The sequence below is a fragment of the Paenibacillus sp. HB172176 genome (assembly GCF_011947265.1).
Taxonomy (GTDB): Bacteria; Bacillota; Bacilli; order Paenibacillales; family Paenibacillaceae; genus Pristimantibacillus.
In genome coordinates this window covers 37489-55199 of sequence record NZ_JAATHD010000026.1, presented here as the reverse complement: position 1 = coordinate 55199, position 17711 = coordinate 37489, and the positions used below count along the sequence as shown (strand labels likewise).

Annotated in this window: 18 protein-coding genes; 13 read left to right on the top strand and 5 right to left on the bottom strand. The window is 53.0% G+C overall.

Features of this window, described 5'->3' with window-relative positions:
* Window positions 1–64: 64 nt before the first annotated feature.
* Window positions 65–1177 carry an LLM class flavin-dependent oxidoreductase gene (locus tag HFP08_RS24285; RefSeq protein ID WP_240941821.1) on the top strand — a complete coding sequence of 371 codons (1113 nt, stop codon included), beginning with the start codon at window positions 65–67 and terminating at the stop codon, window positions 1175–1177.
* A 111-nt stretch (window positions 1178–1288) separates the two neighbouring features.
* Here HFP08_RS24285 and HFP08_RS24280 read toward each other — a convergent pair whose 3' ends face one another.
* Window positions 1289–1600, bottom strand: a complete 312-nt coding sequence (locus tag HFP08_RS24280; protein WP_168123218.1) for a thioredoxin family protein — start codon at window positions 1598–1600, stop codon at window positions 1289–1291.
* 143 nt (window positions 1601–1743) lie between these two features.
* Here HFP08_RS24280 and HFP08_RS24275 point away from each other — a divergent pair, with 143 nt between their 5' ends.
* Both HFP08_RS24275 and thrC read left to right on the top strand, forming a co-directional pair.
* Window positions 1744–2634, top strand: a complete 891-nt coding sequence (locus HFP08_RS24275) for a DUF72 domain-containing protein (protein WP_168123217.1) — start codon at window positions 1744–1746, stop codon at window positions 2632–2634.
* Between the two features lie 107 nt (window positions 2635–2741).
* Window positions 2742–4145 carry a threonine synthase gene (thrC, locus tag HFP08_RS24270; protein ID WP_168123216.1) on the top strand — a complete coding sequence of 468 codons (1404 nt, stop codon included), beginning with the start codon at window positions 2742–2744 and terminating at the stop codon, window positions 4143–4145.
* A gap of 31 nt (window positions 4146–4176) precedes the next feature.
* Here thrC and HFP08_RS24265 read toward each other — a convergent pair whose 3' ends face one another.
* Complete coding sequence (locus HFP08_RS24265) at window positions 4177–5052, bottom strand: AraC family transcriptional regulator (RefSeq protein ID WP_168123215.1); 876 nt, start codon at window positions 5050–5052, stop codon at window positions 4177–4179.
* Between the two features lie 168 nt (window positions 5053–5220).
* Between HFP08_RS24265 and HFP08_RS24260 the strand changes: the two genes are divergently transcribed.
* Genes HFP08_RS24260 through HFP08_RS24250 form a run of 3 tightly spaced genes read left to right on the top strand, consistent with a single transcriptional unit; the run spans window position 5221 to window position 8067 of the window.
* Window positions 5221–6279, top strand: a complete 1059-nt coding sequence (locus HFP08_RS24260) for a Gfo/Idh/MocA family protein (protein ID WP_168123214.1) — start codon at window positions 5221–5223, stop codon at window positions 6277–6279.
* Complete coding sequence (locus HFP08_RS24255; protein ID WP_168123213.1) at window positions 6276–7136, top strand: sugar phosphate isomerase/epimerase family protein; 861 nt, start codon at window positions 6276–6278, stop codon at window positions 7134–7136. The genes HFP08_RS24260 and HFP08_RS24255 overlap by 4 nt, the downstream gene beginning before the upstream one ends.
* A gap of 37 nt (window positions 7137–7173) precedes the next feature.
* Window positions 7174–8067: a sugar phosphate isomerase/epimerase family protein gene (locus HFP08_RS24250; RefSeq protein ID WP_168123212.1), complete on the top strand. Its 894-nt coding sequence runs from the start codon at window positions 7174–7176 to the stop codon at window positions 8065–8067.
* Window positions 8068–8246: 179 nt separating this feature from the next.
* On the opposite strand, the gene HFP08_RS24245 is transcribed toward HFP08_RS24250, so the two are convergent.
* Window positions 8247–9140: a LysR family transcriptional regulator gene (locus tag HFP08_RS24245; RefSeq protein ID WP_168123211.1), complete on the bottom strand. Its 894-nt coding sequence runs from the start codon at window positions 9138–9140 to the stop codon at window positions 8247–8249.
* 138 nt (window positions 9141–9278) lie between these two features.
* Here HFP08_RS24245 and HFP08_RS24240 point away from each other — a divergent pair, with 138 nt between their 5' ends.
* The 5 genes from HFP08_RS24240 to pruA all read left to right on the top strand — a co-directional run bounded on the left by HFP08_RS24240 (window position 9279) and on the right by pruA (window position 13935).
* Window positions 9279–10037: a sulfite exporter TauE/SafE family protein gene (locus tag HFP08_RS24240; RefSeq protein ID WP_168123210.1), complete on the top strand. Its 759-nt coding sequence runs from the start codon at window positions 9279–9281 to the stop codon at window positions 10035–10037.
* Between the two features lie 13 nt (window positions 10038–10050).
* Window positions 10051–10758: an SGNH/GDSL hydrolase family protein gene (locus tag HFP08_RS24235; RefSeq protein ID WP_168123209.1), complete on the top strand. Its 708-nt coding sequence runs from the start codon at window positions 10051–10053 to the stop codon at window positions 10756–10758.
* Window positions 10759–10906: 148 nt separating this feature from the next.
* The gene (locus tag HFP08_RS24230; protein WP_168123208.1) at window positions 10907–11839 is read left to right on the top strand and encodes a manganese-dependent inorganic pyrophosphatase; all 933 of its coding nucleotides are present in this window, start codon (window positions 10907–10909) and stop codon (window positions 11837–11839) included.
* 150 nt (window positions 11840–11989) lie between these two features.
* A complete protein-coding gene (locus tag HFP08_RS24225) occupies window positions 11990–12292 on the top strand; it encodes a DUF6509 family protein (protein ID WP_168123207.1) in 303 nt (100 codons plus the stop codon).
* A gap of 95 nt (window positions 12293–12387) precedes the next feature.
* Complete coding sequence (gene pruA, locus HFP08_RS24220; protein WP_168123206.1) at window positions 12388–13935, top strand: L-glutamate gamma-semialdehyde dehydrogenase; 1548 nt, start codon at window positions 12388–12390, stop codon at window positions 13933–13935.
* Between the two features lie 142 nt (window positions 13936–14077).
* Here pruA and HFP08_RS24215 read toward each other — a convergent pair whose 3' ends face one another.
* The gene (locus HFP08_RS24215) at window positions 14078–14242 is read right to left on the bottom strand and encodes a hypothetical protein (protein ID WP_168123205.1); all 165 of its coding nucleotides are present in this window, start codon (window positions 14240–14242) and stop codon (window positions 14078–14080) included.
* A 236-nt stretch (window positions 14243–14478) separates the two neighbouring features.
* Here HFP08_RS24215 and HFP08_RS24210 point away from each other — a divergent pair, with 236 nt between their 5' ends.
* On the top strand, window positions 14479–14850 hold the full coding sequence (locus HFP08_RS24210; protein ID WP_168123204.1) for an ArsR/SmtB family transcription factor: 372 nt from the start codon (window positions 14479–14481) through the stop codon (window positions 14848–14850).
* Window positions 14851–15141: 291 nt separating this feature from the next.
* Here the strand turns inward: HFP08_RS24210 and HFP08_RS24205 are convergent, their stop codons facing one another.
* Window positions 15142–16398, bottom strand: coding sequence for an ROK family protein (locus HFP08_RS24205; protein ID WP_240941819.1), 1257 nt, complete (start codon window positions 16396–16398; stop codon window positions 15142–15144).
* An 89-nt stretch (window positions 16399–16487) separates the two neighbouring features.
* Here HFP08_RS24205 and HFP08_RS24200 point away from each other — a divergent pair, with 89 nt between their 5' ends.
* Entirely contained in the window at window positions 16488–17606 is a 1119-nt protein-coding gene (locus HFP08_RS24200; RefSeq protein ID WP_346768763.1) for an MBL fold metallo-hydrolase, read from the top strand.
* Window positions 17607–17711: the final 105 nt, after the last annotated feature.

Sequence of the window (17711 nt, the reverse complement as noted above, 5' to 3'; positions counted from 1 at the left end):
TTCAACAGGGTTAAACTGTATAATATATAATTACAGTAAGCAATAATGAAATGAAGGTGATATTATGACGGATTACGTTCAAAAGATGGATCAACGAACTGACGTTACAGCCCTGCAAGAAAAAGAGGCGAAGCCGCAGACCCAAGAGAAGCTTCTCCCGCAGAAGCAGCCGAACAAGCTTCATTCGGCATTCGACATTCCATTCTCTGTACTTGATGTTGCGCCGATCGTGCAGGGCGGAACGGTGGCCGATTCGCTTCGCAACACGCTGGATCTCGCCCGGCATGCGGAGAAATGGAAGTATAACCGCTACTGGCTGGCGGAGCATCATAACGCGCCAAGCATTGCCAGCTCGGCGACCTCCATTGTTATCGGACATGTAGCAGGAGGAACCTCGACCATTCGGGTCGGCTCCGGCGGCGTTATGCTGCCGAATCATGCGCCGCTCGTCATTGCCGAGCAGTTCGGAACGCTGGAGGCGCTCTATCCGGGACGCATCGATCTGGGCTTGGGCAGAGCTCCCGGAACGGATCAGCTTACCGCCTCGGCGCTAAGAGGCGTTCGCGGAACCAATGGCGGCAATTTTCCCGAGCAATTGGAGCAATTGCGAGCCTATATCGATCCGTCGCATGCGGAGTCGGCAATGCCCGTTCGGGCTATACCGGGCGAAGGCGCGGAGCTTCCGATCTGGCTGCTCGGCTCCAGCGATTTCAGCGCGAGGCTCGCGGGCGAGCTCGGCTTGCCGTTCGGCTTCGCGGGCCACTTCTCGCCTGCGTTCACGGTACCGGCAATGCGGCTGTATCGCGAGAGCTTCAAGCCATCGCATGTGCTGGATAAGCCTTATGGGCTCGTTGCGGTCAATGTGGTCGCAGCCGATACCGATGAGGAAGCCGCTTATCTGTCTACCTCCATGCAGCAGCTGTTCCTGAGCTTCATCCGGAACCAGAGGGCTCCGCTGCCGCCGCCGGTGAGCGACATGGATCAAATCTGGACGCCGCAGGAGAAGGTTGCGATGCAGCAGCAGCTCGGCTCGTCCATCGCGGGGAGTCCGGCGACGGTGAAGAAGGCGCTCGAGCAATATATCAATGCGACGGACGCGGATGAAATTATGGTTGCGGCTCATATTTACGAGCATAAAGCGCGTCTTCGTTCCTATGAAATCATCGCAGGATTATAAGCTTGCACAGACGGAAAAAGCCGTGGAAACGAATCCGCGGCTTTTAGCGTTTTAGCAAGCGCAGCTCTAATTCCTTGAGAAGGCGAAAGAGCTGATCGACCGAACGCAGCTTTAATCCTTGAGCAGGCGATAGAGATGATCGACTGAGCGCATCGCGTTCTCCTTGGCGAGTATAGAGCCGTTCTTCAGCACGACGAGGCTTGGTACGCTCGAAATTTGCCAAAGCACCCGGAAGTGCGGGGCGAAGTTGATATTGACTTTGTATAACGGATAATCGACCCCTGCGGCGCCTGCAACCTCCAGCATTCGCTCGGCCACCTTGCAGGTGCCGCAAAGAGGCGTTGTGAATAATAGGGCAGCCTTGCCGATATCGGCCTCGGCCAGTTGGCGAATTTGCGCCTCGCCAAGCTCGGGAAGCGGCATAAGAGTAGCTCCAATCTCCTGTCTGAGGAATGTACTCCCATCATCATAACAAAGACATTTTTTCGAATAAAGCTTATAATGAAAAAAAGATTCGGACAGGAATCGGAATCCTATCAACTCGAAAGGACTGGGGGGCGTCAGGAATGACGATTCATATCGGGCTTGCGGGATGGGGCGATCATGATTCGTTGTATCCCCGGGGGACGAAGGCTGGCGACAAGCTCAAGGTATACGCGGAGCATTTCAGAACGGTGGAGGTGGACAGCACATTCTACGCCATTCAGTCGCAGGAGCGCTTCGCCGCTTGGGTGGGGAGCACGCCGGACACGCTTCACTTTGTCGTAAAAGCCTATCAAGGCATGACCGGACATCAGCGAGGCGACGCGCCTGGCGATCAGGAGCTGGACGCGATGACGGCGGCGTTCTGCCGGATGCTGGAGCCGGCCAGGGAAGCGGGACGATTAACCGCAGCTTTGTTCCAATATCCGCCCTGGTTCGACTGCACTAGCGGGAATGTGTTGCTGCTTCGCGAGATGAAGCGGAGAATGAGCGGCTTTCCTTGCGCGCTCGAGTTCCGGCATCAAAGCTGGTTCGAAGGCGGCATGCGGGAGAAAACACTCGCCTTCATGCAGAAGGAGGGCTGGATTCACAGCATATGCGATGAGCCGCAAGCCGGCGTCGGCTCGGTGCCGACGGTGCTTGCGCCTACGGATAAGGAAGCGACAATCGTGCGCATGCATGGCCGCAACGAGAGCGGCTGGAATTCCGGCGGCAAGCCGAATTGGCGCGAGGTTCGTTATCTCTACCGCTATTCGGAGGACGAGCTTCGCGAGTGGGCGGACAAGCTGACGCAATTGGAGCGGCTGAGCGGCACGGTCAGCGTCATCTTCAACAATAATTCGGGCGGAGACGCCGCGGACAATGCGAAGCAATTGATGCGGCTGCTTGGGCTGAAGCGTCCGGACGGCGAAGAGCCGAAGGTCGGCCGTGCTGACGATGAGCCGCCGGATGTTGAGCAGCTCGAGCTGTTCTAGGCTGATTAGAAAATCCATATTCGATTTTCCGCGCAATCGGTGATAAAATGCATAGGAGAGCAATTCCATTCTCCATTATCGGCGAATGGCATGTAGGAGGTAGGGAAATGGAGTACATCAGTACAAGAGGGAAAATCGGCAAAATCGGATTTATCGACGCGTTTATGATGGGCCTTGCGGATGACGGAGGCTTGCTTGTGCCGAGTGAGATTCCGGCGCTTTCCAAAGAGACGCTTGACAATTGGCGGAATCTGGGCTATCAGGAGCTGGTCCTGGAGATTTTCGCGTATTTCACCAATGGAGAAATTCCCGAAGCCGAGCTGAAGGATATGGTGGCGGCAAGCTACTCCTCCTTCCGAGATCCTGAGGTTACGCCGGTTCGCAAGATTACGAATGAATTATATTTGCTGGAGCTGTTCCACGGACCGACGTTCGCGTTCAAGGATATCGCGCTGCAATTCATGGGGCAATTTTATTCTTACGTGGCGAAGAAGCAGCATAAGAAGATTCATATACTTGGGGCTACCTCGGGAGATACGGGAGCTTCAGCCATTCAGGGCGTAAGAGGCAAGGAAGGCATCAAGATCTGCATTCTGCATCCGAACGGCAAGGTTAGCAAGGTGCAGGAGCTGCAGATGACGACGGTCGAGGACGATAATGTGCTTAATTTGTCCGTTGAAGGCAATTTCGACGACTGTCAGCGCATGATCAAAGAGCTGTTCGCCGATTTGGATTACAAATCAAGCAATCATCTGGCCGCGATCAACTCGATTAATTTCGTGCGCATTCTGGCGCAAACGGTCTATTATTTCTATTCCTACTTTCAAGCGGCGAAGCAGCATGAGGGCGAGCTTGGCGCCGTGAATTTCAGCGTGCCGACGGGCAACTTCGGCGATATCTTCGCCGGCTATCTCGCGAAGCGCATGGGCTTGCCGGTGAATAAGCTCATTCTGGCTACGAACGAGAATAATATATTGGAGAAATTCATACACGACGGCGTCTATATGCCCGGCGAATTCAAAGCGACATACAGCCCGTCCATGGACATTCAGGTTGCAAGCAATTTCGAGCGATATTTGTATTATGTGCTGGATGAGAATTCGGAGCTGGTCGCAAGCTTGATGGAGCAGTTCAAGACGGAGGGCGAGATTGTCATTCCGCACGAGAAGCTCGAGCAGGTTCAGGCGGATTTTGCTTCGCATGGCGTAGACGGCCAGGAATGTCTCGACACCATCTCGGAATATCAGGCGAAATTCAACTATCTGCTTGATCCGCATTCCGCATGCGGTGTTGCGGCAACGGAGAAATGCAGCGGGGAAGGGGAAGTGACGATCTCCCTGGCGACGGCGCATCCCGCGAAATTCGATGAAGCGATCAAGCTTTGCGGAATCGATCAATCCTTTCCGGAGGAAATCGCCGCTCTCTTCGATAAGCCTCAGAGACAGACGCTTATTGACGGCAAGCTGTCCGAGGTCGTCAGAGAGCTGGACAAATTCTATAACGCGCAATAAATAGATAAGGGTTTGCCGAATAGATAGGCAATTACGGCCGCGGTCTCCTCAAGCTTGAGGGGGCCGTTTTCTTATGCTTCTTGAAGGTGCGGCTGAAATAATAGATGTCGCTGAAGCCGGTGGCGGCTGCAATCTCCGTCACGGTCAGCGGCGAATGAAGCAGCATAGCTTCCGCTTTATCCAGGCGCGTCGACGTAATATATTCGGTCACCGTCCTCCCGGTCAAGTCCTTGAACAGCCTGCTGAAATGGAAGCGGGACAGTCCGGCGATGTCCGCCAGCTTATCGACGGTAAGCGCGCTGCCGAAATTCGTATCGATATAGTGAAGCACGGGCTCGAAACGTTCGATATTCTTCATTCGCTCGTGATGCTCGTCATTGGAGAGCACGGTCGCTACATGACCTCTTAGCAGAAGCGTGAGCAGTCGATACAGCTCCGACTTCACGGCCATTTCGAAGCCGAAGGAACGCTCGGAGAGCTCCTTCACAAGGGACAGCACGCAGCTGCTGATCACTTCATCGTCGCGTATCAAATTGCGGAACAGCAGACGATTCTGCGTAATCGGCGCGATAAATTTGGTCTCCGCTGCGTCGGCGAACTGACTGTGAAGCAACGATGTGTCCGTTATCATCACATAGTATTGCAGCTCGGACGAGCAGTTGACGCCGTAATGCAGCTCGTTGCTGTTAATGACCACGAGGTCGCCGGGGGCTGCGCGGTAAGGCGTTGATCCGCATTCAATAATGGCCTCTCCGGAGGCAATATAGAGAAATTCGAGATGGGAATGCCAGTGATGCGGGAACAGCAACGATCTCGAAGAATCGAAGCGGGAAAGATTCGCTTTGATCGGAAATGAGGGATCGGGCATGTTCATGGGCTCGCGAAGCGATTCGAAATGAGTAGTCATAGCTGACTCCGTTTCCGCTCACAGCACGATTGTACAAATAAACCGCACGTGTTTGCATGGTTTTTGGCTCTGAATTCATTATAATACGAAAGTGTATAGAGTTTAAAGAACACCATTCTTCCAAATCTATGCTTGAGACATTGTGAACAGGACAAGGAGAGATAGACGATGAAATCCGTACAAATCGGCGTTATTGGTACCGGCTCGATTTCTGCTTCCCACTTGAATGCGTATAAAAGCAATGAAAATGCCGTCATCTACGCGGTATGCGACTTGAACGAGGAGCGCGCGAAGACGGTCGCCGAGAAATACGGCGCGGAGAAGGTCTATACGGATTACAAGGAGCTGCTCGCGGATCCGGCGATTGACGCGGTGAGCATCTGCACCTGGAACAACACCCACGCGGAAATCAGTATCGCGGCTGTGCAGGCAGGCAAGCATGTGCTGGTCGAGAAGCCGCTGTGCCGCACGGTGGAGGAAGCGCTCGAAGTGCAGAAGGCGGTCGAGGCTTCGGGCAAAATTCTTCAGGTCGGCTTCGTGCGCCGGTATGATCCGAATGCGCAGTGGTTCCGTACGCTTATCGCCGATGGCGAGCTTGGCGATATTTATTATGCGAAAGCAACAACGATCAGACGGCTTGGCAATCCCGGCGGCTGGTTTTCCGATATCGAACGTTCAGGCGGCGGACCGCTGATTGATATCGGCGTTCATGTCATCGACCTCTGCTGGTATATGATGGGACGTCCGAAGCCGGTATCCGTCAGCGCCAATACGTATCGCAAGCTGGGCAACCGCTCCAATATCGAAAATTTGACGTTCTATCGGGCGGCGGATTATGACGCTTCCAAGAACACGGTGGAGGATATGGCGAACGCGATGATTCGCTTCGAGAACGGGGCATCCTTGCTGGTTGACGTCAGCTTCACGCTTCATGCGAAGAAGGAGGAGAACTTCGTTCGCTTGTACGGTGAGAAGGGCGGACTCGAGATCGATCCGGAGGCGGTGCTGGTTACGGAGAAGAACAATACGATTGTCAATTCCTTCCCTCAGACAAATCATGCAGGCTTCGACTTCGTCAGCGCGTTCCAGAATGAGATTGACCACTTTGTTGCGAATGTGCAAAATGGCACAAAACCGCTTAGTCCGGTTGAGGACGGCCTGGAGATTATGAAGATGCTCTGCGGCATTTACGAATCAGCGGCAAGCGGCAAGGAGGTGCTGCTATGAAGCTTGGCATCAGCACATACAGTCTGCATCAAGCCTTCAGCGCCGGCGAAATGACCGTGCCGGATGTGATCGATTTCATCGCAAGCATCGGAGCCGAGCATGCGGAGATTGTGCCGCTGGGCTTTAATTTTGACGACACTCCGTCACTTATTGAGGAGATCAAGGAACATGCCGCCTCGGGCGGCATTGCACTGTCCAACTACGCGATTGGCGCGAACTTCGCCGGTTTGGATGATACGGCAATGGCTCAGGAAATCAAGAGAGTGAAGCGCGAGGTGGATCATTGCGCGGCCCTCGGCATTAAGAGAATGCGCCATGATGTCGCGTCCTCCAAGGATCTGTCGATTACGAATTTCTTGAATGAGCTGCCGCGTCTTGTGGAAGCCTGCAGAAGCGTGGCGGATTACGCTGCGGAGAAGGGTATTATAACAAGCGTGGAGAATCACGGCTTCTTCCTGCAGCACAGCGATCGGGTTCAAGCGCTTGTCAAGGCAGTTGACCGCGAGAACTTCCGCACGACGCTCGATGTCGGCAATTTCCTGTGCGCGGACGAAAATCCGGTGTCGGCGGTGGTGAACAACATCCCCCTCGCGTCGATGGTGCATGTGAAGGACTTCTATGTCCGTCCGTCGTACCGCAATCCCGGCGAAGGCTGGTTCCGGTCAACCGGAGGGAACTTTCTGCGCGGTGCCATCGTCGGACAAGGCGATATCGATATGCCGCAGGTGTTGAAGCTTGTGAAGGAAAGCGGCTATGATGGGTATATCTCGATCGAATTCGAAGGTATGGAGGAATGCCGCAAGGGCACGACCTTCGGCTTCAACTACGTGAAGAAGCTTTGGGATGAACTGGGCTGATAAGGATGGCCAATGAATAATGCGAGGAGTGTTGAATTTGACCAAACCAATCGTGACGAACAAGATCGGCGTCATCGTGGACAGCTATAAGGTCGGCGTTCGCGAAGGCCTCAAGAAGGCGAAGCAAGCCGGCGCAGACGGCGTGCAGGTATACGCAGTGTCCGGCGAGATGGATCCGGCCAATCTGACAGCTGCGGCCAGACGGGAATGGAAGAAGGAGCTCGACGGGATTGGGCTTGAAATTTCCGCGCTTGTCGGCGATCTGGGCGGACATGGCTTTCAGGATCCCGCGCAGAATGCGGAGAAGATCGAGAAGTCGAAGCGGATTATGGAGCTCGGCATGGATTTGGGTACGAATATCGTCACGACCCATATCGGCATCGTGCCGGACGACAAGAACAGCAAGGTGTACGAGACGATGCACAAGGCTTGCGAGGAGCTTAGCCGTTACGCTTCCACGATGAACGCGTTTTTCGCCATCGAGACGGGCCCCGAGAGATCGGCTCACCTCAAGGAATTTCTGGACAGCCTGGGAACGAACGGCGTATCCGTCAACTTCGACCCGGCGAACATGGTGATGGTAACGGGCGACGATCCGGTGCAGGGCGTCTATACCTTGAAGGACTATATCGTTCATACCCATGCGAAGGACGGCATCAAGCTGGCCGACTTCGTAGATCCGCGCGACGTCTACGGCTTCTATGGCTACGAGAAGGGACTCGATCACGACAAGATCGCGGAGATGGCCGAAACCGGCGCTGCGTTCCGCGAGGTGCCGCTTGGCGAGGGCAAGGTGGATTGGAACAATTACCTGAAGGCGTTGAACGATATCGGGTACAAGGGCTATCTAACCATTGAGCGCGAGGTTGGCACGAACCCCGAGAAGGATATTCAATTGGCCGTTGATTTCTTGAAGAGCTTCAAGAAGTAAGGAAGGGATACAACGATAAGGTTAGGTTAAATCAATAAAAAACGAATACATCTTCGAGAAGGCCCGCAGGCTGCATCTGTTGCAGCTTGCGGGCTTTGCTTTACCACAATGATTGGCATCCAGTATAGTCTGTCCGTGAAGCGCGTCCAGCTCTGCAACGCTGATAATCAGCGCTGTATTTAATCCGCTTCTTGCTTGTATTCCTCAATCAGAAATTTCTTGAACGCTGCGGCAATCGGAGGATAATATTTGTCCTTGCGCCAAGCGAGTCCGATGACCCGATTGCACGAATAGTCGGAGATGGACAAGGTTGCGACCCCCTCCATATTCAACCCCGATATTCGCGGCAGCAGCGCTATGCCGAGATTCGCCGATACGAATCCAAGCAAGCTTACGACCTCGTCGCTCTCGAAGGCTATCTTAGGCGTCTCGCCTATGGAGCCAAGCATTTCGTCGAATATGGCGCGGCTGCCATAACCCGGTCTTAAAGCGATAAACTTCTGATCGATCAGCTCAGTGAGCGAGACCGAATCGCTGTCTCTCGTTGCCAAAGGATGCTCGGGATGCACAACAATGAACATCTCTTCGTTCCATAGCGGCATCCACTGAATTTCGGGCGGAGTGTTGGTCATTGAGGAGAGGCAGAAGTCAATTTCGCCGTCCTTCAATTGTTGAAGCATCATGGAAGTGGAGCTTTGGTAAAACTTGAAATCGACATGGGGATAACGATTCAAGAATCTCTCCGCCATATTTGGAACAAAGCGGATGCCAAGCGATTTGAGAAAGGAGAGAGAAATTTCGCCCCGCTGAGGATCCTTCATCGCTTCGATATCGCGCCTGGCCTCCTCCATTTCCTGCATAATTCGGGATGCATGACCATGAAAGCTGCGGCCGAACGCATTCAAGACAATCGATCTTCCTTGTCTGTCGAACAAAGGTACGCCAAGCTCTTCCTCCAACTTACCTATCGACCTGCTCAGCGCAGGCTGGGATATCGACAGCCGCTCAGCCGCTTTCGTCATATGCTGCAGCTCGGCTGCCGCTTGAAAATACTGAATTTGCTGCCATTCCATCGCGATGATTCCTCTCTTATTCATTGACTGTTTTATGATTACTATTTGTTATGAGTATTATATTTATAATGCATTATTAATCATAATAAATCTATGTTTTAATGAGAGATAGCATAAAGGATAAGGAGATTACGCATCATGATCGTAGAGATTGTGCTTCTGATGTTCGCGATCGGGCTGCTGCTCGGCTTCGTCGGAGCCGGCGGCTCGGGCTTTATTATCGCCATACTGACAACGGTGTTCGGTTACGGCATTCATGTTGTGCTCGGAACAGCTTTGCTTGCTATGTTGCTTTCCTCTATCTCCGGGGCTGTTAGTCACTACCGGGAAGGCAATGTGCAGCGGGGAGCGGGGCTGGCGGCGGGAATAGCCGGAGGGGCGGGGGCATGGACGGGCTCCTTGATCTCCGTTCATGTTCCCGAAGGAAATCTTAGCTGGTTGACGGCGACGATGCTGATTTTGTCCGGTTTAGCCCTATGGCTGCGCATGAGTATGGCCGCTCGCAGCAAATCGGGTTCGATTCGAGCTCCCTTTGCCGATGGAACCGGCTTCTGGGCTGCGGCTATTGGCATCGGACTCGTAACCGGCGTTATGTCCGGAATATTCGGCATCGGTTCGACGCCGTTCATCCAGATTGGACTGATGGCGCTGCTTGGATTGTCGATGACGCGGGCGGCGGGAACGACGATGATGATTATCGTGCCGATTGCGTTAGGCGGAGGAATGGGCTTTCTGGGGCTGGGATTGGTTGATCTGCCCTTGCTCGTGCAGGTGGCTGGAAGCATCATGCTTGGTTCTTATGTCGGGGCGAAGTTTACGAAACGCGCCCCGGTCCGTTTTCTGAAAGCCGCAATGGTTATTGTTCCGATAACGGGAGGAATTATTTTATTCGTATAGGGAGTGATGGATAATGATCGTTCAACAATGGAAGCAGCAAGCAGACAAATCGCGCCGGATCGTCGCCTTCGGCTCGAGCAATACGGAGCTGTCATTCTCGAATGCTGGCAGACATAATTGGGTGGACTGGCTGTATATCAATCTTCGGAAGCATGTCGGCAACCATGTGGTTGTCATCAATCAGGGCATCGGCGGGGAGACGGTGCTGAATCTTCTCGAACGGATCGATAGAGATGTGCGGCCGCTGGAGCCGTCGATGGTTATCGTTACGATTGGCGGCAATGACACCAACATTGGAATGCCGGTCAGCGAGTATAGAGAAAATCTGTGTCAGGTATGTGCCATCATCAGCAGCTATGGCGCGCAGCCCGTGCTTCAGACCTACTATTGTCCCTTATACCACCAGATGGACGCAGACTATCGCGAGCGCTTCGAAGCGAGAATGAACGTTATACGCGATCTTGCCGAGGAGCTCGATTTGCCCTTGGTAGACCAGTACGCGTTCTTCGAGCCGTTCTATAGCGAGCAGCCGGACGAGTATATCAAGCTGATGCGCGACCGGCTTCATGTCAATCATCTCGGCAATTTGGCGATGGGACAGTATATCTCCTATTGCTTCGGCTTGCCCGCCCTGCCGGTGCCCGAGGATATAGCCTCTGAATTCAATCCATTATACGATCGCTTGAAATCGCTTAGCGGACGCATGGCAGAATCGAGTTAATTATTCTTTTTTAATTCATATTAAAGTACTAGGAATAGATAGCATTTAACGTTATAATGGGTTTAGTGTATAATGACCAAAAGAGATTCAGGCAGGATCAGGTGTACATAATCCTCGCGAATCCAAACATGATTAAGGAGATATGGAAATGACAAAAACGCTTATTTTCGGGCATAAAAACCCGGACACGGACACGATTACTGCAGCGATTGCCTACGCGGAACTGAAGAGCAAGCTTGGATTCGACGTTGAGGCGGTTCGCCTTGGCGAAATTAACGGTGAGACGCAGTACGCATTGAATTATTTCGGCGTTGAAGCTCCGCGTCTCGTCGAGAATGTGGCGGACGAAGCCAAGGAAGTTATTCTGGTCGATCACAACGAGCGCCAGCAAAGCGCCAATGATATTGATAAAGTCCGCATTGCAGAGGTTATTGACCATCATCGCGTGGCGAACTTCGAGACAAGCGCTCCGCTTTACTTCCGCGCTGAACCGGTGGGCTGCACAGCGACGATTCTGAACAAGCTGTATAAGGAGAACGGTGTTGCCATTCGCAAGGAAATCGCAGGCTTGATGCTTTCCGCCATTATTTCGGATTCTCTTCTGTTCAAATCGCCAACCTGCACGGAGCAGGATGTTGCGGCTGCCCGCGAGCTTGCTGCTATCGCCGGGGTGGATGCGGATGCTTACGGTCTGGACATGCTGAAAGCAGGCGCGGATCTCAGCGACAAGACAATTGATCAGCTGATCTCGCTCGACGCGAAGGAATTCGCAATGGGCAGCTACAAGGTTGAAATCGCGCAAGTGAACGCAGTCGACACGAATGATGTATTAAGCCGCCAAGCCGAGTTGGAAAGCGCGCTTAACGGCATTATCGCTTCGAAAGGGCTCGATCTGTTCGTGCTGGTCGTAACGGATATTCTGAATAACGACTCTATCGCTCTTGCTCTTGGCGATAAAGCTGCCGCTGTCGAGAAGGCGTACAATGTGACGTTGAATGACAAGAAAGCGTTGCTGAAGGGCGTTGTTTCGCGCAAATCGCAAATCGTTCCTGTTCTTACGGAGACGCTCAGCGCCATGTAGACTCTGCAGGGATAGAATCGAGGTACGGCGGCGCCTCTGCTGGCACGCTGTGCCCAAGCAGGCAGTCCGAGGCTTTCTTATGGAAGCCGAGGGCTGTCTTTGCTTTTGTATGATACGGATGTATTTTAGAAGGAAGAGCGAGGGATAAGGATGTTCACGATAACGGAATATACGATGGAAGAAATGAAGGATCCGTACAAGATTCTGTCTGGCCAGCGATACGAATTCATTCTGGATCTGGATGTGGAGGAGGATGATGAATTGTACGACGAGCAGGGCGTCAGCTTGCGCGCGGTGTTCGTGAAGGAAAATGAAGGATCCCGGATGCTTAGCTATGAATTTCTGGCTCGCGCCTCCAATGCCTATATCGATATGGAAATGGAAGAAGAGGAGCTCGCGATGGTTGAAGCCTTCTGCAAGAAAGCGCTCGAAGAAGGAGAAACCGAACAATAATTGTTATTTGTCTCCTCTCTTCCGCATAAAGTTCAAGAAGAGCTGTTGTTGTGTGCAGTGCGAACGTTATGCCTATCGGCGAGGGGGAGTAGCTTGTGAGAGAACCATTCCGAAACGAGCCTTTTTCCGATTTCACAAAGACGGATGTCATTCATGAATTCATGGCGGCGCTCAGCAAGGTGGATGCCGCCTTGGGACAGGAATATATGCTGAAGATCGGGCCGGATCACATGGAGACAAAGCAGAAGCGGAAATCGATTAATCCTTCGCAAATTTCGCAGGTGGTTGGCGTCGTTTCTCAAGCTGATACCGAGCATGCTCATCGCGCGATTCTCGCCGCTTCGGCCGCGTTCGAGGAGTGGAAGCGGGTCGAGCCGCATGCGCGGGCAAGGCTGCTGTACAAGGCGGCCGCGAATTTGAGGAGGCGCCGTCACGAGTTCTCGGCATGGCTCGTCTATGAAGCGGGCAAGAGCTGGGCGGAGGCGGACGCGGATACGGCGGAAGCGATCGATTTCATGGAATTTTACGGCAGGGAGATGGAGCGGCTCTCGGAGACGCATCCTCTTGTGCCGTTCCCCGGCGAGCATAATGAGCTCGTCTATTTGCCGCTTGGCGTCGGAATCGTTATTCCACCTTGGAATTTCCCGCTGGCCATCATGGCGGGGATGACGATGGCGGCCGTTGTGGCGGGCAACACGGTCGTGCTCAAGCCGGCGAGCGCGACTGCCGTTGTTGCCGCCAAATTCGTCGAGCTGCTCGAGGATGCCGGTTTGCCTGACGGGGTGGTCAATTATTTGCCTGGAGCAGGCAGCGAAATCGGAGATTTCCTCGTCGACCATACTTTAACGAGGTTCGTGTGCTTCACAGGCTCAAGAGAGGTTGGACTTCGCATTAATGAGCGTGCGTCGGCGAGGCTGCCGGATCAGAAATGGATCAAACGCGTCATTGCGGAGATGGGCGGCAAGGATACGATTATCGTGGACGAGGACGGGGACCTTGCTCTCGCAGCGGAAGCCATCACGGCTTCAGCCTTCGGCTATGCGGGTCAGAAATGCTCGGCTTGCTCGAGAGCGGTGGTGCACGAGAACGTCTATGATGAAGTCATTGACAAGGTTGTCGCGCTGACGAAGGCGCTGAAGCTTGGTCATGCGGAGGATCCCTCTACGGTTGTCGGTCCGGTCATTGATGAACGGGCTTATTCCAACATTCTGAAATACGTCGAAATCGGCCGTAAAGAAGGCGTTCTGATGCTTGGAGGCGGCAAGGGGAGCCAGACGGGCTATTATATCGAGCCAACAATCTTCAAGGATGTCGCGCCTTATGCGCAAATTGCGCAGGAAGAAATATTCGGACCGGTTCTGGCGTTCATAAAAGCGGCTAATTTCGACGCCGCGCTGGATATTGCGAATAATACGGAATACGGGCTGACCGGTGCGGTAATCTCGCGCAATCGCGCTCATATCGAGCAGGCCCGCGAGGCGTTTCATGTGGGGAATCTCTATTTCAACCGCAAATGCACGGGCGCTATGGTCGGCGTCCATCCCTTCGGCGGCTTCAATATGTCGGGCACGGACTCGAAGGCGGGCGGACGCGATTATCTGCTGCTGTTCACGCAGCCGAAGGTGTTGTCGGAGCGGTTCTAGACGACGGAAGAAGGCTGTGCGGCAGAATTGCTAAGTCAAAAAGGCTAAGTAACAGATTAGAGCAGGGTGCAAAAGTAGTCAAAGTAATGGATGAAGGCTAGGCGTTGCTATATAAGGTTTGATAAAGTGACAGCTCTCACCCCTACAAATGCTCTTTGTTGACGGACTCGTTGCGCACCATTTGCTCCAGCTTCTCTACTAGCTGGTCATGGACCGAGTCCTTTTTGGCGTAACCAAAGAACAGAAATTTTCTCCTTTGTTTCTTCAGAAGCTTGAGCATATACAGCTTTTCTTTTAGTGTAAGCATGGCGGCGGTTGGCCTCCTTAATTTTTAAGTGTAAGTATTGCCAAAGCAGCGTCTATTCATTATAGAGCATTCCTGGGGAGGAGGGAACTTTTTCAAGTAAAATCAATTGCTCTTCTATTCGCCCCTCACGTGTCGCCTGCATCGTTTTCGACATCCAGATTCTGGACGGCGGGTGGTTCAGGAGCTCGTCCGCATGTTATAATAAGCTTTACTTAATAGTCTGGTGAGGTGCGAAAATGGAGAATACCGCTGCAACAGCCGCTGCTTGCGATGATACATGCGTGGGAACCCAGGCCGATGTCAATTTAGTAAGGAGCAAGCTAGTCGATGATGAAATGGCTGCAAAGCTTGCCGATTTGTTCAAGGCGCTGGGGGACCCGACGAGAGTTCGAATCATTCATGCGTTGCTGCAATCCGAGCTGTGCGTGCATGATCTAACGGAAGTGCTCGGCATGGGGCAATCCGCGATATCGCATCAGCTTCGGCTGCTTCGCAACATGCGCATCGTGAAGCGGCGCAAGTCGGGCAAGACCGTATATTATTCGCTCGACGACGATCATGTCGAGCAAGTATTCATGCTGACGCTTCAGCATTTGAAGCATGAATAAAGGCGGCATGTTCATTCGAGTTGGCGCTGCGTTGGCGTTTGATTCATGAATCTCTTCCTGTGTTCAAAATGAAACGCGCCTCGCCGCCAAAGGACGGCGTAGCCGTTTCACCTTGAGCCTTAAAGAATTTTTAACATTTCGAGGGAACACTTGCATACGCTCCGAACGGGCATTTCCCCAATACAGAATTACTTTCTACACCTGCACGAGCTCCGAGCGGGCTTTTGACGTAATCAGAATTAATTTTTTTGTCTTAGCGGGTTAATCTGGTTGTTTTTTGCTCGCTCGATCTCAAACCTCCATCGCCTTCCACACCATGAGCGCCGCCCCTGTCGCAACGGCGTCCTCCTTCAAGATGCCCTTTGAGAAAAAGGGGACATACTCGGGGAAATAATAGGTGCTGCGTTTCGCCGTCTCAGTCGCGGTTTGGAAGAATCGTTCATGCGAATTGACCAAGGTGCCGCCCAATATAATCGTCTGCGGATGGAACATATTAATGAGATTCGCGAGCCCGATTCCGAAATAGCGCGCCGATCGCTGAAACAGCTCATGCGCGTAGCCGCTGCCAAGAGAAAGCTCTCTCAGCACCATATCGTAGCTGATTTGATCCGGCGCGACGTTAAGCGCTGCAGTGAGAGCGTCATTCCCCATGCGCGCGTCGGATCTTGCTTGCTTCTCGATTGCCTGCACGGAGACGAACGCCTCAAGCGCCCCATAGTTGCCATGCTCCTGCAATCTCGGTCCATCCGCTTGAATAATCATCTGCGCGATCGAGCCTTCCATGTCGACGGTTCCGTAGACGATTTGACCGTAGGACATCATCGCGGAGCGCATGCTTACCCCCGCATGGACATAGATCATATGCTCAATTCGCTCCTCGCGCATCGCCCAGTGCTCGCCAATAAGCGCGGTATTCGCGCCGTTGTCCAGCATCGCGCGAAATCCTGTTGCTTCCTCGATCATGCGGCAGATCGGCACATTGTTCCAGCCCCTGGCCGGGAAGTACAGCGGATTCAGAATGATGCCTTCCTCCCGGTTCAGCGGACCGACCGCGCCGATGCCGATGCCGATAATTTGCTTCTCGTCGAGCTGATGATCGTTCAAGAGCTGCTTGATCTGCGCATCCACCCGCTTGACGAAATGCTCGGGCGTCAAATCCTCGTCCATTCGCCAGCGTATGGAGGATTTGGGATTCATGTTCATGTCGAATAAGCCGAGCGTGGAGTAGAAGCGAGAGATTTCGATGCCGAAAATATAGCCGAAGGAATCATTAATGCGATACAGAATCGGCTTCCTTCCGCCATTGGAAGGACCAAATCCGGATTCCTCGATCAGCTTGCTTCCGATCAATTCTTCCAGCAGTCGATTCATCGTGCTGGATGCGAGGGAATAGCTCGCGAGAAGATCCGCCTTCGACACATTGCCGCGCTGGGCGATATGCTGGTATACCGTTTTTTTGATCGTTTGCTTGGTGACATGTTGATCCATTCCATCATCCCTGCCTCGTTTATTCCTATCATCATAACCCAAATCCGCCATCGTAGCCATATCGGGGGCTCCATTTGCCTATTGAGCTCGGCCATGTGGAATCAAGCTCGCGAATAGGGTAAAGTTAAGACAGAGGGGTGACGATTTTCATGATGTTCTTCATTATTCTGCTTTCGATTCTTGCCGCGCTTGTTCTTGCAACTGTCCTTGTACTAATGCTATATCCAGCCTTCGGCGGCAAAATAACAGCTGAAAACCGCCAAGCGTACAACTCGCTGTCCTATTATGACGGAAAAAAATTCAAATACGAGCTTCCCACCTCTGTCATGGGAATGAATGCGAAGGAGATGCTGTCGCTGCTTCGGGAATTTCTTCGCGGAAATCCCGAGAGAAAGCCAGGCCGTCCGCTGCCGATGAAGCGATTGTCTCGCGAGAATTTGGCGCAGAGCAAGGAGGATCGGGTCATCTGGTTCGGTCATTCCGCCTTGCTGCTTCAATTGAGCGGCAAGACGCTGCTCATCGATCCGATGTTCGGCAAAGCGCCGTCGCCGTTTCCGTTGTTCGGCGGCAATCGATACAGCGGCAAGCTGCCTATGGAGCTGGATGATCTGCCTTGGGTCGATGTCATGCTGCTTTCGCATGATCATTACGATCATCTCGACTATGGAACGATTAGAAAGCTGCGTAGTCGGGTAGGAGAGTTTATCGTTCCGTTAGGCGTAGGACCGCATCTGATTCGCTGGGGCGTGGAGAAGCATCGTATCAAGGAAATGGGCTGGTGGGAGGAGCTCGAGCTGGAAGGGCTGTCCATCGTCTCGACGCCCGCCAGACATTTCTCCGGCAGGGGCCCATCCAATCGGGACAGCACGTTATGGTGCTCATGGGTCATTCAATCGCCGCGGCGGAACTTATTTTTCAGCGGCGACAGCGGGTATGGACCGCATTTCAAAAAGATAGGCGAGCGTTATGGCCCGTTTGACCTGAGCTTCGTGGAATGCGGGCAATATAACGAGAAATGGGCGGACATTCATATGCTGCCGGAAGAAACGGTTCAAGCGAGTCTTGATGTGCGCAGCAAACGGCTGATTCCGATTCACTGGGGCGCGTTCACGCTCGCGCTTCACGCTTGGCATGATCCGGCGGAGAGAGCGCTGCGAGAAGCCGGAAGACTTGGGGCGGACATTATCTTGCCGCAAATCGGCGAGAGCGTCTATCTGGACGCCGACGAGCAGCCTGGCGAAGCCTGGTGGAGAAACGAATCAAGATAACTTCCATTCGCAGATGGAGTTGATATGTGTTAAAATGTTATTAATTACATATGAGCATATATTCATATATATGAGATGGTAATGAATAAGCATGTGAACACCGAA

Bases quoted from the DNA above. Each gene is read 5' to 3' on its own strand.
- HFP08_RS24240 (WP_168123210.1), top strand. From the start codon at position 9,279: ATGATCGTAGAGATTGTGCTTCTGATGTTCGCGATCGGGCTGCTGCTC.
- HFP08_RS24285 (WP_240941821.1), top strand. From the start codon at position 65: ATGACGGATTACGTTCAAAAGATGGATCAACGAACTGACGTTACAGCC.
- HFP08_RS24210 (WP_168123204.1), top strand. From the start codon at position 14,479: ATGGAGAATACCGCTGCAACAGCCGCTGCTTGCGATGATACATGCGTG.
- HFP08_RS24225 (WP_168123207.1), top strand. From the start codon at position 11,990: ATGTTCACGATAACGGAATATACGATGGAAGAAATGAAGGATCCGTAC.
- HFP08_RS24205 (WP_240941819.1), bottom strand. From the start codon at position 16,398: ATGGCTACGATGGCGGATTTGGGTTATGATGATAGGAATAAACGAGGC.
- HFP08_RS24280 (WP_168123218.1), bottom strand. From the start codon at position 1,600: ATGCCGCTTCCCGAGCTTGGCGAGGCGCAAATTCGCCAACTGGCCGAG.
- HFP08_RS24255 (WP_168123213.1), top strand. From the start codon at position 6,276: ATGAAGCTTGGCATCAGCACATACAGTCTGCATCAAGCCTTCAGCGCC.
- HFP08_RS24275 (WP_168123217.1), top strand. From the start codon at position 1,744: ATGACGATTCATATCGGGCTTGCGGGATGGGGCGATCATGATTCGTTG.
- HFP08_RS24260 (WP_168123214.1), top strand. From the start codon at position 5,221: ATGAAATCCGTACAAATCGGCGTTATTGGTACCGGCTCGATTTCTGCT.
- HFP08_RS24265 (WP_168123215.1), bottom strand. From the start codon at position 5,052: ATGACTACTCATTTCGAATCGCTTCGCGAGCCCATGAACATGCCCGAT.
- HFP08_RS24235 (WP_168123209.1), top strand. From the start codon at position 10,051: ATGATCGTTCAACAATGGAAGCAGCAAGCAGACAAATCGCGCCGGATC.
- HFP08_RS24215 (WP_168123205.1), bottom strand. From the start codon at position 14,242: ATGCTTACACTAAAAGAAAAGCTGTATATGCTCAAGCTTCTGAAGAAA.
- HFP08_RS24245 (WP_168123211.1), bottom strand. From the start codon at position 9,140: ATGGAATGGCAGCAAATTCAGTATTTTCAAGCGGCAGCCGAGCTGCAG.
- HFP08_RS24200 (WP_346768763.1), top strand. From the start codon at position 16,488: ATGATGTTCTTCATTATTCTGCTTTCGATTCTTGCCGCGCTTGTTCTT.
- thrC (WP_168123216.1), top strand. From the start codon at position 2,742: ATGGAGTACATCAGTACAAGAGGGAAAATCGGCAAAATCGGATTTATC.
- HFP08_RS24230 (WP_168123208.1), top strand. From the start codon at position 10,907: ATGACAAAAACGCTTATTTTCGGGCATAAAAACCCGGACACGGACACG.